Source organism: Methylobacterium sp. WL12, from assembly GCF_008039475.1.
Taxonomy (GTDB): Bacteria; Pseudomonadota; Alphaproteobacteria; order Rhizobiales; family Beijerinckiaceae; genus Methylobacterium; species Methylobacterium cerastii.
This window is the reverse complement of record NZ_VRUW01000009.1, coordinates 51,384-63,784: the sequence shown is the minus strand read 5'-3', so window position 1 is coordinate 63,784 and position 12,401 is coordinate 51,384. Positions and strand designations below refer to the sequence as shown.

The window sequence follows — 12,401 nt, the reverse complement described above, 5'->3', positions numbered from 1 at the left end:
ATCCGCCGCCGGCGCGTTTCTCAGTTCAGCCGGCGGCGCCCGCGTGTCGGCGAAGGCCGACGAACCAGGACGGAGCCCGATGCACGATTCCAGCACCCTGTTCGCGCCGGCCTCCGGCTTCGGGCGCGCTGCCATCGCGGTGATCCGCATCAGCGGGCCGGCCGCGGCCGACGTGCTCGTGACACTCGCGGGCGCCCTTCCGGCCCCGCGCCGGCTTTCGCTCCGCACGCTGCGCGATCCGGCCGACGGCATGATGCTCGACAAGGGAATGGTCGCCTGGATGCCTGGACCTGACACGGTCACCGGCGAGGACATGGCCGAGCTGCACCTGCACGGCGGCGTCGCGGTGCGGGCGGGGGTGATCCGCGCGCTCACCGCCTTCCCTGGTTGCCGCGCGGCGGAGGCGGGGGCCTTCACCCGGCGGGCGGTGCTCAACGGCCGGATGGATCTCACCGAGGCCGAGGGTGTCGCCGACCTGATCGAAGCGGACACCGAAGCCCAGCGCCTCCAGGCCCTGCGCCAGCTCGACGGTGCCCTCGGACGCCAGGTCGCGGCCTGGCGGGAGGAGGCGATCGACTGCCTCGCGGCGATCGAGGCGGCCCTCGACTTCGCCGACGAGGGCGACATCGACGATGCCGGGCTCGACCGAGCCGTGCTCGCCCGAGCCGCCCGGCTCCGTACTGCCATCTCAGCCGCACTCGCCGATGGACGGCGCGGCGAGTGCCTGCGAGAGGGGTTTCAGGTGGTGCTCGCGGGCCCACCGAATGCCGGCAAGTCGACCCTGCTCAACGCCCTCAGCCGACGCGACGCCGCCATCGTCTCACCGGTGCCGGGCACCACCCGCGACGCGATCGAGGTGCGGCTCGATCTTAGCGGATTGCCGGTAATGCTCGTCGACACGGCGGGCTTGCGCGAGACGAGCGACCCCGTCGAAGCCGAGGGCATTGCGCGAACTCGCCGGCGGATGGCCGAGGCCGACCTCGTGTTGATGCTGGTCCCGCCGGGCGCTGCTTCAGAGGAAGTCTCAGGAACGAGCCGTGTCCTTCGCGTGCGAACGAAGGCCGACCTGGATGCGGCGCCGGGTGCCGACCTCGCTGTTTCGGCGCTGACGGGGGAGGGGCTTCTCCTCCTGCTCGACGCGATCACAGCAGAGGCCGAGGTGACGCTCGGCGGCGGCGACGCCCTCGTGACCCGCGAGCGTCACCGCGACGCGCTGGAGCGCTGCGTGGCCCACCTCGACCGCCTGCCCGCCGCCACCGGGATGCCGGAACTGGTCGCCGAGGACCTACGCTTGGCCGTACGCGCGCTCGGTGAGGTCGGCGGCCAGGTCGGCATCGAAGAGGTGCTCGACCGCCTTTTTTCGGGGTTCTGTATTGGGAAATAGCCGATGGCTTCATCACCGAGTGGTCACGTGCAGCGGGCGGCGACTCCCGCTCCCGTTCGGGAGAGGGTTGGGGTGAGGGGACAGAATTCTTCGAAGAGGTCGCACCCCTTACCCTGTCCCTCTCCCGGACGGGAGAGTGGACCCGCGCCTCTTTCTCGATACGCGGTGAGATGCGTGACAGCGGTGGCGGGCGGATCTGTGAAGGATCGGCACGGCTACCGCCGACCAAAGCCCGCAATGTTTCACGTGAAAACCCGCCCCGCCTTATGAGCGGGTGAGAAACATCCCCGTCAGCAGGAAGCCGAAGCCGGCCAAGCCCAGGGCGCCTTCCTTGCGTTGGCTCGGGTCGGTGAAGTGAGCGAGCGCGCCGCCGGCGCAGCAGAGTGCACCCAGGCCGATAGCGATGATGTGCATCGTCTTGATCCTCGTTGGTCGCCCTCACCCGTGCGAGCGAGGTCCGCGATGTCACGAAATCCCGGGTGGCCGGGACGGACGCCGTTGTCCGTTCATAAATCGTTCACAGATTCTCGATGCCATGCAGACCAGTGAGTCGCAAGAGTTTTCGTATGACCCGATAGTGCGAAATTACTCTGAGGCCGGGCGATCCGCAGTGTCCGGATTGAAAACGACAGTCCTGCATTTGATGGTGACTTTGAAAATGTAGTCAAAAATGCCGAGCACGCGAGCAGATTGCTCACGAGGAAGGCAAGCTCCGCTCGGAGGAGCGCCTGTGAGGGGCGGGTGATTGACCTTTTCGCGGGGTGGCGGCACATCCCGGGGATGCCCGAAACGTTTCCACAGGCTTTCGATGTCGTCGTCGTCGGCGGCGGCCATGCCGGCGTCGAGGCGGCGGCCGCCGCCGCGCGGTGCGGCGCCCGCACGGCGCTCGTGACCCACGATGCGGCGACCGTCGGCGCGATGTCCTGCAACCCGGCGATCGGCGGCCTCGGCAAGGGCCATCTCGTGCGCGAGGTGGATGCCCTCGACGGCCTGATGGGCCGAGTGGCGGATGCGGCCGGCATCCAGTTCAGGCTGCTGAATCGGAGAAAGGGGCCGGCGGTGCGTGGCCCCCGCACCCAGGCCGACCGGAAGCTCTACGGGTCGGCGATGCAGGCGGCGGTCGCCGAAACCGAAAACTTGACGGTGCTCGCGGGCGCTTGCGAGGATCTGACGGCTCGCGACGGCCGCGTCGCCGGCATCGTTCTCGGTGACGGGCGGCGGCTCCGCTGCGGCGCGGTGGTGCTCACCACCGGCACGTTCCTGCGCGGGCTGATCCATATCGGCCCGGTCCAGATTCCGGCTGGCCGCGTCGGCGAGGCGCCGGCAATTGGGCTGGCGCAGACCCTGGACCGTCTCGGCTTCCGGCTCGGCCGCCTGAAGACCGGTACGCCGCCGCGGCTGGATGGCCGCACGATCGACTGGTCGGCCATGGAGATGCAGGAGGCCGACGCCGAGCCTGTGCCGTTCTCTGCGCTGACCGATCGGATCACCAACCCGCAGATTCGCTGCGGCATCACCCGCACGACGCAAGCCGTCCATGACCTGATCCGCGACAACCTGCACCTATCGCCAATGTATTCCGGGGGGATCAGCAGCCGCGGCCCGCGCTACTGCCCCTCGATCGAGGACAAGGTGGTACGCTTTGGCGATCGCGAGGGCCATCAGATCTTCCTGGAGCCGGAGGGGCTCGACGACCCGACGATCTACCCGAACGGCATTTCGACCGCGCTGCCGGAGGCCGTGCAGCATCGGCTCATCGCGCTGATCCCGGGCTTGGAGGCGGCGCGGATCCTGCGGCCGGGCTACGCCATCGAGTACGATTATGTCGACCCGCGCGAGCTCGATGCCGGGCTTCAAGCCAAGCGCCTGCCGGGCCTGCTGCTCGCCGGACAGATCAACGGCACCACCGGCTACGAGGAGGCGGCGGGGCAGGGGCTGGTTGCCGGGATCAATGCCGCGCGGATTGCCGGGGGCGCAGCGGTCACGACTTTCGACCGGGCGGAATCCTATCTCGGCGTGATGATCGACGACCTCGTCACCCATGGGGTAAGCGAGCCCTACCGCATGTTCACCTCGCGCTCGGAGTATCGCCTCTCCCTGCGGGTAGACAACGCCGACGAGCGGCTGACCCCGCGTGGGCAGGCGCTTGGCTGCGTCGGGACCCGGCGGGCGGCGCACTTCTCCGCCTCGCAGGCCGAACTCTCGGCCGTGCGGGCTCGGCTCGACGCATTGAGCCTGACGCCGACCCAGGCGCAATGTTACGGCGTCGCGCTCAACCAGGACGGCATCCGCCGCAACGCGTTCCAGCTCCTGTCCTACCCTGATCTCGACTGGCCCCGGCTCGCGGCGGTCTGGCCCGAGCTGAACGCCGTCTCCCCGCGCATCGCCGAACGGCTCCAAACGGACGCCACCTACGCCGTCTACCTCGACCGCCAGAACGCCGACATCGCCGCCTTCCGGCGCGACGAGGCGGTGCGTCTGCCCGTGCGCCTCGATTACGGACGGATCGCCGGGCTCTCCAACGAGATGCGGATCAAGCTCGAGACCGTGCGGCCTGGCACGTTGGGCCAGGCGGCGCGGATCGAAGGTGTCACCCCGGCGGCACTGACGTTGCTGGCGGCGCACGCGCGGCGGGGCGATACGACCGGTGTGGGCGCCTGATGGCAGGCTCGAACGATCGCGACAGCGTCCTCGCCACGGCGGATGTTTCACGTGAAACAGCGCAAAAGCTCGATCTTTACGTGGCGCAGCTGGTGCGCTGGCAGACGATCAAGAACCTCGTCGGGCCGGCGACGCTGGCCGAGGTCTGGACGCGGCACATCGCCGACGCGCTGCAGCTGCTCGATTTGATGCCGGAGGCGCGCACGTGGCTCGATCTCGGGTCCGGCGCCGGCATTCCAGGGTTGATCCTGGCGATCGCCGGGCCGCCAGGCATCCGTGTGGATTTGGTCGAGAGCAACGCGCGCAAATGCGCCTTCCTCACCGAGGCGGCGCGGGTCACCGGTGCGTCGGTGCGGGTACACAATGCCCGGATCGAGGCTGTGATCAGCGATCATCGCGGGGTCGACGTGGTCTGCGCCCGGGCACTCGCCCCCCTTGACCAACTTCTCGCCTGGACCGAGCCGCTGTTGAAAACGGGCACCACCGGGCTGTTTCCGAAGGGTCGCGAGGCTGCTGCGGAATTGACCGATGCCGCGGCGCGGTGGACAGTCGGTCACGAGCTTGTCCCGAGCCGAACCGAGTCGGCCGCCCGGATCGTCCGCGTCACCGCCCTCGCGTCCAAAAGCTCGTAGATCCGATATCCGTCGCGCATACGCGACGCGCACCGATCCGTCACTCCGAGAGCCCAGGTCAGCCAGGCCCCCATGACAAGCGACGCGATTCCCAATCCTGCGGCCGAGGCTCCGGCGCGGCCACTCAGGGTGCTGGCGTTGGCCAACCAGAAGGGCGGCGTCGGCAAGACCACGACGGCGATCAATCTCGGCACGGCGCTCGCCGCCATCGGCGAACAGGTGCTGGTGATCGACCTCGACCCGCAGGGGAACGCCTCGACGGGCTTGGGCATCGACCGCCGGGCGCGCCGCGTCTCCACCTACGAGGTGATGGCGGGCGAGGCTTCGCTGGCGCAGGCGGTGGTGCCGACCGCCGTGCCGCGGCTGTCGGTGGCGCCCTCGACCATGGACCTGCTCGGGCTGGAGCTGGAGCTGGCTTCGCTGCCCGACCGGGCGCACCGCCTGCGCAACGTGCTGAAGGGCCTTCGCGATTCGAACACCACGCGCGACGTCAGCTACGTGCTGATCGATTGCCCGCCCTCGCTGAACCTGCTGACCATCAACGCGCTCGCTGCCGCCGACGCCGTGCTGGTGCCGCTGCAATGCGAGTTCTTTGCGCTGGAGGGCCTGAGTCAGCTGCTGCGTACCGTTGAGCAGGTGCGCGGCGCGCTGAACCCGAAGCTGACGATCCAGGGCATCGTGTTGACGATGTTCGATCCGCGCAACAACCTGTCGACGCAGGTGGTGGCGGATGTCCGCGGCTTCATGGGCGAGAAGGTCTACGAGACCATGATCCCCCGCAACGTCCGCGTGTCGGAGGCGCCCTCGCACGGCAAGCCCGTGCTGCTGTACGATCTGAAATGCGCGGGTTCGCAGGCCTACCTGCGGCTCGCCTCTGAGGTGATTCAGCGGGAGGGCCGGGTGCCGGCTGCGGCGTGAGGGAAAGCGCCTGTCCCATCAGGCGACCTTATCCTGAGGCGCCTGCGTGAGCGGGCTTCGAAGGAGAACTCCAGGCGGCGGGCGATCCCTGGAAGTCTCCTTCGCGGGCTCCGCTGCACTCCGCCACCTCAGGATGAGGGGCGTGGGTGGGGTTTTGCGAAGACGAGTACGAAGCGTGCGTAACGGAGTGAATGGGTGAGCGGAATGGCGGACGAGGTGGCACGGCCCCGGCTGGGGCGTGGGCTCGCAGCCCTGATCGGCGATTTCGGCGATGCGGGCAACGATGCGGGCAAGGTGCAGCCCCAGCGCAAGGTCGCTGTCGAGTTCCTACGACCGAACCCCCGCAACCCGCGCCGCAGCTTCAGCGAGGCCGACCTCGACGAGCTCGCCGCCTCGATCCGCATGCGCGGCATCATCCAACCGATCGTGGTGCGGGCACTCGGCGAGGTGCCGGGCACGTTCGAGATCGTGGCCGGCGAGCGCCGCTGGCGCGCCGCCCAGCGCGCCGGGCATGACGAGGTGCCGGTGGTCGTGGTCGAGATCGACGACCGCGCCTCCCTCGAATTCGCTATCCTGGAGAACATCCAGCGCGCCGACCTCAACGCCATCGAGGAGGCCTCGGGCTACGAGCGCCTGATGAGCGAGTTCTCCTACACCCAGCGCGAACTGGCCGAGATCCTGGGCAAGAGCCGTAGCCATCTCGCCAACACCCTGCGCCTGCTCAACCTGCCGGCGAAGGTGCAGGAGCGTCTGGTCGCGGCCGAGATCACCGCCGGCCATGCCCGCGCGCTCCTCGGCGTGCGCGCGCCCGAGCTGGTGGCCAAGCGCATCGTCGAGGAAGGGCTGACGGTGCGCGACGTCGAGGCGATCGCGGCCTCCGAGCAGCAGGCCGACGACGTGCCGCGTCCTGGCCGACCGCGAGGCCTGACCGAGAAGACCGCCGAGGTGCGTTCGCTGGAGAGCCGCCTCGCCCTGGCGCTGGGCCTTGGCGTGACCCTCAAGGCGAAGTCGCCTGAGGCCGGCGAGATCCGCATCCGCTACGGCACCGCTCAGGAGTTCGAGGATCTGTGCCGCCGCTTCCAGGTGCCGGACGCCGGCTGACCGCCGAGGCCGGGCGGCTGGATTATCGCGGCGTCCGAATCTTTTGTCTGTGCGTCCGCTCGGACGGCTTCAGCGCGCGCTTGCCTTGAAGCACGCCTGCGTCTCTCCTTAGAAGCCAGCCGCGCCCTCGCGCGGCGGCCGCTCGATTTCGCGCGCCGATCACCGATCTTAAGACTCGCGCCGGGTTCATCCGTCAGGCACTCGACCCGTCCGCACCTATCGGCCGTCTTCGATCGCCACCGCGGACGGCGCAGACCCTTGGCTTCTACGGACATCCCATGCCCCGCCTCCGCACCGCCCTCCTCGCCGCCGGCCTGTTCGCGCTTCCCGGCGCCGGGCTCGCGCAGACGAACCCCCTGCGCGAGGTGCTGAAGCTGAACTGCACCGGCGACTACCTCGAGCATTGCAGCGAGCATCCGCCCGGCGGCCCGGCGGTCGAGGCCTGCTTCCGCGCCAACCTGAAGAAGCTCTCCCCCGACTGCGCGTCGGCGATCACGCGCTACAAGCGCGAGACGAAGGTCAGGCACTGACTTCCCGAGACTCGCTGAGCGGTGAGATCGGAGATGACCGGTGGCCGAGACGATCGAAGACGTGAAGTGCCTGGTGGTGCCGGCCCTCGTGGTGGCCGGAGGCCTCGGACTGGACCGGCTGCCACGCTCACGTGCGCCGTGATGGGCCGCCGGGTCGCGGTAGCCGAATCGACTGCGGGGTGCCCCGAGTTGGTCGCCACGGCGATGTGCATCCCCTCACCCGCACAGGGGAGAGGGAAGAGCGGCGCGCTTGACCGGCCTCGTGCGCACGCCGTCGGCCGATGGCTGTGGGGTCGCATTCTCATCACGCGAGCCGACGTCCACCGCGCTTGAAGATGTTCTAGCGCCGCCGCGCCGCCTGCGTCGCGATCCGCAGCAGAGCGGAGGAGGCGTGGGCGTGGGCCAGCCCCGGATCGGAGCGGCGGCAGGCCAGGATCGCCTCCTGGATGATCTGCACCGCCTGGCGAAGGGCGTTCGGGCTCCAGCGGGCGAGCTGGGTCTCGATGCTGCCCTTGCGCTTGAAGTGCAGGCCGCGCCAACTCGCGACCACCAGGCTCGGCGCCTTGTCGCCCCCCTCGATTCGGACGGCGAGCAGCTGCAGGGCGTGGCGCAGGCCGGAGCCGAGCATCGCCGACGGATCGAGGCCCTCGTGCCGGAAGCGGCGGATGTCGCGCTCCACCACGTCGCCCTGGCCCGCGAAGGCGGCGTCGATCAGGGTGTTGAGCTGGCTGCCGGCGACGTCGCTCACCACCGCCTCGACGTCGTCGAGGCCGACGCTTCCTTTTTCGGCTGCATAGAGCGCGAGCTTCTCGATCTCGGCGAGGCTCGCCCGGCGGTCGCCGCCCAAGCTCTCGGCCAGCAGCGTGCGGGCGTCGCGGTCGATGCGCAGGCCGCGTCCCTCCAGGGTGCGGTCGATCAGGTCGGCGATCGCGCGGGCGTCGTCGGCGTAGCACGGGATCGCCAGCGCCTTGGCCGACTTCTCGCACAGGGTGCGCAAGGGGGCGGCCTTGGCCAGGTCGCCGGCCTCGATCACGATGCGCGTGCCATGGATCTCGCCCTTGAGCAGCGCCTCGACCGCGGGCGCGATCGGGCGGCTCGTCGGCCGCACCCAGATCGCGCGCTTGTCGCCGAACAGCCCGACGGTGCCGGCCTCGTCGACCAGCCGGCCGGGATCGCCGGCGAGTGCGTCGCCGTCGATCCGCACCAGCGCGAACGGGTCGCCCGGATCGGTGACGAAGCCCTCGGCGAGCTGCTTGGCGCGCTCGGCGACGAGCCCGGTATCGGGGCCGAACAGCAGGATCACGGGCGTGCGCGGGTCCGGCCCGCGCCGCAGCAGCCCCTCGATCTCACCGGCCTTGACCGCGGTCACGCGAGGTCTCCGGTGCGCCGAGGCGTCCGGGCGGAGCGCTCCGACTGAAGCGACTTCACGGCTTGGCCGAGAGCACCGAGGCGAGGCGGGTCTTGATCTGGTCGGCGAGGACCGAGGCGAGGCGGATCTCGGCGTCGCGGGCGGCGCGCAGGGAGGCGAAGCGCTGCACCGAGCGGTCGTAGGTGGCCGTCGAGGTCGCCACGCCCTCGGTGATGATCTTGGTGCCGTCGAGGTTTTCCAGGCTGTACTTGACCACGCCGACGATGGTGCCGGCCTCGGCGCGGCCCGTGGTGGTCGAGACGATCGGCGTCTGCACCGACTCGCTGCCCTGGAGCTTGAGCCGGTAGCGCTTCGGCCCGGGCTGGCCGGAGCCGTCGAGCGCGAAGATCAGCTCGCTTCGCAGGTAGTGCCCGATGCGCTCCTGGTCGCGCGCCATCGCGATGTCGTCGACCTGGATGCCGGCGAGCAGCGCTGGCAGCGATTCGCCCGACGCCGTCGGCCCGTAGAGCGGGCGGAAGCAGGCCGAGAGGTTCAGCGCCAAGCCCGCGACGCAGGCGAGCCGGGCCGCCCGCATCGCGGCGCGTGCCGCCGCGGTCCCGATCGTTGTGTCCGCCATCCGCCTCATCAGCCCGCCACCGTCCGCCACCGTCTCGAGTTCTTTAGCGCGAGCGAACGGCCCGGCGCCACGACCCTACGACGGTTCCCTTACGATTCGTCTGCGGCGGGAGTTGGATGGGCCTTCGGCCCGGGATGTCGACGGCCGGAGCCGCCGACGGGTTTCGGGCGGGCATTCGTCAGGGGCGGTAGCGGGCGCCGGCTCGGATTGTTGGAAGCCAGACGCCAGCACGCCGCGGGCGCGCTCCAGCGCCTCCCAGGCCGACAGGTCGTGGATCGCTGGGATCGTCACCTCTTCCTTGCGGTCGAACCCGACCAGGGCGGCGTCGACCAGGGCGTCGACGTCCATGACGCCGGGAATCCGGTTCACGTCGGCGCCGGCATGCTCCCACAGCTCCGTCCGGGTGGCGGCCGGCACCACGGCCTGGACGTAGACGCCCCGCGGGCCGACCTCGGCGGCCAGGCCGCGCGAGAAGGTCAGCAGGTAGGACTTGGTCGCGGAATAGATGCCGGGAACAGGTCCGGGATGAAGGCCAGGGCCGAGGCGATGTTGACGATGGCGCCCGCGCCGCGCGCGGCCATGCCGGTGGCGGCGACCGAAGCCAGCATCGTCGGAGCCGTGACGTTGAGCCTGAGCAGGCGGTCCATCGCCGCGAGGTCGGCCCCGACGACGCCTCCGGGCAGGGTCGAGCCCGCGTTGTTCACCAGGATGTCGATCGCGGCGCCAGTCCGAAGGCGTTCGGCGACCGCCTCGAGGGCCGAGGCGTCGGTGAGGTCGGCCGTGAGCGCCGCGATGTCGGCGTCGTCGGCGATCTCCCACAGCGCCACGCCGTAGCTACCCGCCGGGTCGATCACCGGGCCGTGGGCGACGATCAGGCGCTGCTCGCGCAAGTCCGCCTGCCATTCGCCGTGCTGCTGGAACAGCGCCTTCTCATGCTCGGTGATGGTGGGCAGGAAGTCGTCGCGGGGCGGCACCCACTTCGTCAGGTAGGCCTTCATTGCGTCTCTCCTCGTCGGGTGTTTCGAGATCGATCAGGCCATCTTCCGCAGGACGTTGACGAACCTGCGCGAGAAGCCGGTGAAGGGCGGGTAGACCATCGAGGCGCCGGAGAAGCGCGACTGCACGAAGACCGGCTTCTCCTTGGAGAAGGTCTTGAAGCCATACTCGCCGTGGTAGTGGCCCATGCCGGAGGCGCCGACGCGGCCGAAGGGCAGCTTCTCCTGGAGGTAGTGGACCATCGCGTCGTTGATGCAGACGCCGCCGGAGATCGTCTGGGCGAGCACCGTCTTCTGCTTGGCGCGGTCGTTGCCGAACCAGTAGAGCGCCAGCGGCCGGTCGCGCGCGTGGATGAAGGCCAGCGCCGCCTCCAGGGTGTCGGCGGTGACGATGGGGGCAGGATCGGCCCGAAGATCTCCTCCTGCGTCACCGCGATCGCGGGCGTCGCGTCGAGGATCAGCGTCGGGGCGATGGTGCGTCGGTCGTCGCCCGCCGACCCGACGGTGACCACCGTCGCGCCCTTGATGCGGGCGTCCTCGATCGGGCCGCGCAGGCGGTCGGCGTGGCGGTCGCTGACGATGGTGTTGTCGTCGGCGTTGCCCGCGACCGTGGGGTATTGCATGGCGATCGCCGCCTTCATGGTCTCGACGAAACCGGCCTGGATGGCGCACGGCATCAGCGCGTAGTCGGGCGCGATGCAAGTCTGGCCGGCGTTGAGGAACTTCGAGAAGGTCAGGCGCTCGGCGGTCTTCGTCAGGTCGGCCGACGGATCGATGATCGTCGGCGACTTGCCGCCCAGCTCCAGCGTCACCGGCGTCAGGTTGCGCGCGGCCGCCTCGGCGACCTTGCGGCCGACCGGCGTCGAGCCGGTGAACAGCAGGTGGTCGAAGGGGAGCGCCGAGAAGGCGCTGGCGACCTCGGCGCCGCCCGTCACGACCGCGACCTCGTCGGCGTCGAAGTACTCGGCGACCTTGGCCTTGAGCAGAGCGCTCAGGCGGGGCGTCAGCTCGGACGGCTTGATCAGGGCGCGGTTGCCGGCGGCGAGCGCCGCGACGAGGGGGCGAGGGCGAGCTGGAGCGGGTAGTTCCAGGGCGCGATGATGCCGACGACGCTGAGCCGCTGGGGGATCACCTTCGCGGTGCCGGGACGCCACGCCATCTCGACGCCGATGCTGCGGGGCTTCGACCAGCGCGCGAGGCGTTTGCGCGCGTGCCGCACCGCGGCGATCACCGGGGTGATCTCGGCCATGACCGTGACGAGGTCCGGACCGGTGCCGAAGTCCGCCGAGATCGCGGCGGCGAACGCGGCGCCGTGCTGGTTCAGCATCGCCTCAATGCGGTTCAGCCGGTCGACGCGGATCGAGCGCGGCGGGTTCATGTCGAGGAGGAACGCCGCCTTCTGCGCGGCGATCGGACGTCCGGCCTCCGCTGCGGCACCGGGAGGGGTTGAGTTCTACGCCGGGTCGGTCTTTGGTGTCGTCATGTTGATGGCGCCAACATATGGGGTAAGTTGGCGGCGTCAACATGAGTGGCGGACTATTTCGGGACCGATGCGGATGGCGGAACGGCGGGGACTGGGAAAAGGCTCGGCCTATCACCACGGCGACCTAAAGACGGCGCTGCGCGTCGAGGCCGAGCGCATCCTGGTCGAGCGCGGCATCGCCGAGGTCGGGTTGCGCGAGGTGGCGCGGGCGCTGGGCGTCTCGCACAATGCGCCCTACCGGCATTTCCCGAACCGGGAGGCGCTGCTGGCCGAGATCGCGGCGGGCGGATTCCAGCGGCTCGGCGCGCTCTACGAGGAGGCCATCGCTCCGGAGGATCCGACCGCGCGCGTGACCGCGATCGGTCACATGTACCTGCGCTTCGCCCTGGCGGAGCCGGCGGTGTTCCGGCTGATGATGGGCAAGGACCTCGCCAAGCCCCAGTACGTCGAGCTGAAGGCGGCGGCCGACGGGGTGTTCGCGATGGTGCGGGCCGGGGTGCTGACGGCCGGCGTGCCCGAGCCCGCCGTCGCCGAGACGCTGGCGCTGTGGTCGATGGTGCACGGGATCGCCACCCTGCTGCTCGACGACCGGATCGAGGGGCATGGCGGCCCGATCGATCCGTTCGAGGTCGTGACGACCTTCACCGCGACTTTCATGGTCGGCGTCCGCGCGAACGCGAGCCGCTCGTGACCGGTCGCCGGCGGGTTGGGC

14 protein-coding genes and 1 pseudogene are annotated in these 12,401 nt (G+C 70.0%); 8 read left to right on the top strand and 7 right to left on the bottom strand.

Features of this window, described 5'->3' with window-relative positions; genetic code table 11:
- Positions 1–79: 79 nt before the first annotated feature.
- Entirely contained in the window at positions 80–1,384 is a 1,305-nt protein-coding gene (gene mnmE / locus FV226_RS05890; RefSeq protein WP_147762159.1) for a tRNA uridine-5-carboxymethylaminomethyl(34) synthesis GTPase MnmE, read from the top strand.
- 264 nt (positions 1,385–1,648) lie between these two features.
- Here the strand turns inward: mnmE and FV226_RS27890 are convergent, their stop codons facing one another.
- On the bottom strand, positions 1,649–1,798 hold the full coding sequence (locus tag FV226_RS27890; RefSeq protein WP_187273687.1) for a hypothetical protein: 150 nt from the start codon (positions 1,796–1,798) through the stop codon (positions 1,649–1,651).
- 366 nt (positions 1,799–2,164) lie between these two features.
- Between FV226_RS27890 and mnmG the strand changes: the two genes are divergently transcribed.
- The 5 genes from mnmG (at position 2,165) to FV226_RS05865 (ending at position 7,226) form a co-directional block, all read left to right on the top strand.
- The gene (gene mnmG / locus FV226_RS05885; protein WP_147762158.1) at positions 2,165–4,045 is read left to right on the top strand and encodes a tRNA uridine-5-carboxymethylaminomethyl(34) synthesis enzyme MnmG; all 1,881 of its coding nucleotides are present in this window, start codon (positions 2,165–2,167) and stop codon (positions 4,043–4,045) included.
- Positions 4,045–4,677, top strand: a complete 633-nt coding sequence (gene rsmG / locus FV226_RS05880) for a 16S rRNA (guanine(527)-N(7))-methyltransferase RsmG (RefSeq protein ID WP_147762157.1) — start codon at positions 4,045–4,047, stop codon at positions 4,675–4,677. Before mnmG ends, rsmG begins: the two co-directional genes overlap by 1 nt.
- A gap of 72 nt (positions 4,678–4,749) precedes the next feature.
- Positions 4,750–5,595 (top strand): ParA family protein, encoded by an 846-nt coding sequence (locus FV226_RS05875; protein ID WP_147762156.1) that lies wholly within the window; start codon positions 4,750–4,752, stop codon positions 5,593–5,595.
- 204 nt (positions 5,596–5,799) lie between these two features.
- Complete coding sequence (locus tag FV226_RS05870) at positions 5,800–6,696, top strand: ParB/RepB/Spo0J family partition protein (protein WP_147752578.1); 897 nt, start codon at positions 5,800–5,802, stop codon at positions 6,694–6,696.
- Positions 6,697–6,974: 278 nt separating this feature from the next.
- Complete coding sequence (locus FV226_RS05865; protein ID WP_147752572.1) at positions 6,975–7,226, top strand: hypothetical protein; 252 nt, start codon at positions 6,975–6,977, stop codon at positions 7,224–7,226.
- 340 nt (positions 7,227–7,566) lie between these two features.
- On the opposite strand, the gene holA is transcribed toward FV226_RS05865, so the two are convergent.
- The 5 genes from holA to FV226_RS28915 form a co-directional block, all read right to left on the bottom strand.
- Positions 7,567–8,595: a DNA polymerase III subunit delta gene (holA, locus tag FV226_RS05860; protein WP_147762155.1), complete on the bottom strand. Its 1,029-nt coding sequence runs from the start codon at positions 8,593–8,595 to the stop codon at positions 7,567–7,569.
- A gap of 55 nt (positions 8,596–8,650) precedes the next feature.
- Complete coding sequence (gene lptE, locus FV226_RS05855) at positions 8,651–9,211, bottom strand: LPS assembly lipoprotein LptE (protein ID WP_147762154.1); 561 nt, start codon at positions 9,209–9,211, stop codon at positions 8,651–8,653.
- A 75-nt stretch (positions 9,212–9,286) separates the two neighbouring features.
- The gene (locus FV226_RS28505; protein ID WP_246685375.1) at positions 9,287–9,628 is read right to left on the bottom strand and encodes a hypothetical protein; all 342 of its coding nucleotides are present in this window, start codon (positions 9,626–9,628) and stop codon (positions 9,287–9,289) included.
- Between the two features lie 59 nt (positions 9,629–9,687).
- Positions 9,688–10,209, bottom strand: coding sequence for an SDR family NAD(P)-dependent oxidoreductase (locus FV226_RS28500; protein WP_246685374.1), 522 nt, complete (start codon positions 10,207–10,209; stop codon positions 9,688–9,690).
- A gap of 33 nt (positions 10,210–10,242) precedes the next feature.
- Positions 10,243–10,560 carry an aldehyde dehydrogenase family protein gene (locus FV226_RS28915; RefSeq protein WP_281406024.1) on the bottom strand — a complete coding sequence of 106 codons (318 nt, stop codon included), beginning with the start codon at positions 10,558–10,560 and terminating at the stop codon, positions 10,243–10,245.
- On the opposite strand from FV226_RS28915, the gene FV226_RS28910 reads away from it, so the two are divergent.
- Positions 10,441–10,893, top strand: coding sequence for a hypothetical protein (locus FV226_RS28910; RefSeq protein WP_281406025.1), 453 nt, complete (start codon positions 10,441–10,443; stop codon positions 10,891–10,893). The genes FV226_RS28915 and FV226_RS28910 overlap by 120 nt on opposite strands.
- Before the next feature lie 334 nt (positions 10,894–11,227).
- Here FV226_RS28910 and FV226_RS28905 read toward each other — a convergent pair.
- Positions 11,228–11,626 (bottom strand): annotated as a pseudogene (locus tag FV226_RS28905) (aldehyde dehydrogenase family protein); the annotation flags it as partial.
- Positions 11,627–11,762: 136 nt separating this feature from the next.
- On the opposite strand from FV226_RS28905, the gene FV226_RS05840 reads away from it, so the two are divergent.
- Positions 11,763–12,380: a TetR/AcrR family transcriptional regulator gene (locus tag FV226_RS05840; protein ID WP_187277261.1), complete on the top strand. Its 618-nt coding sequence runs from the start codon at positions 11,763–11,765 to the stop codon at positions 12,378–12,380.
- Positions 12,381–12,401: the final 21 nt, after the last annotated feature.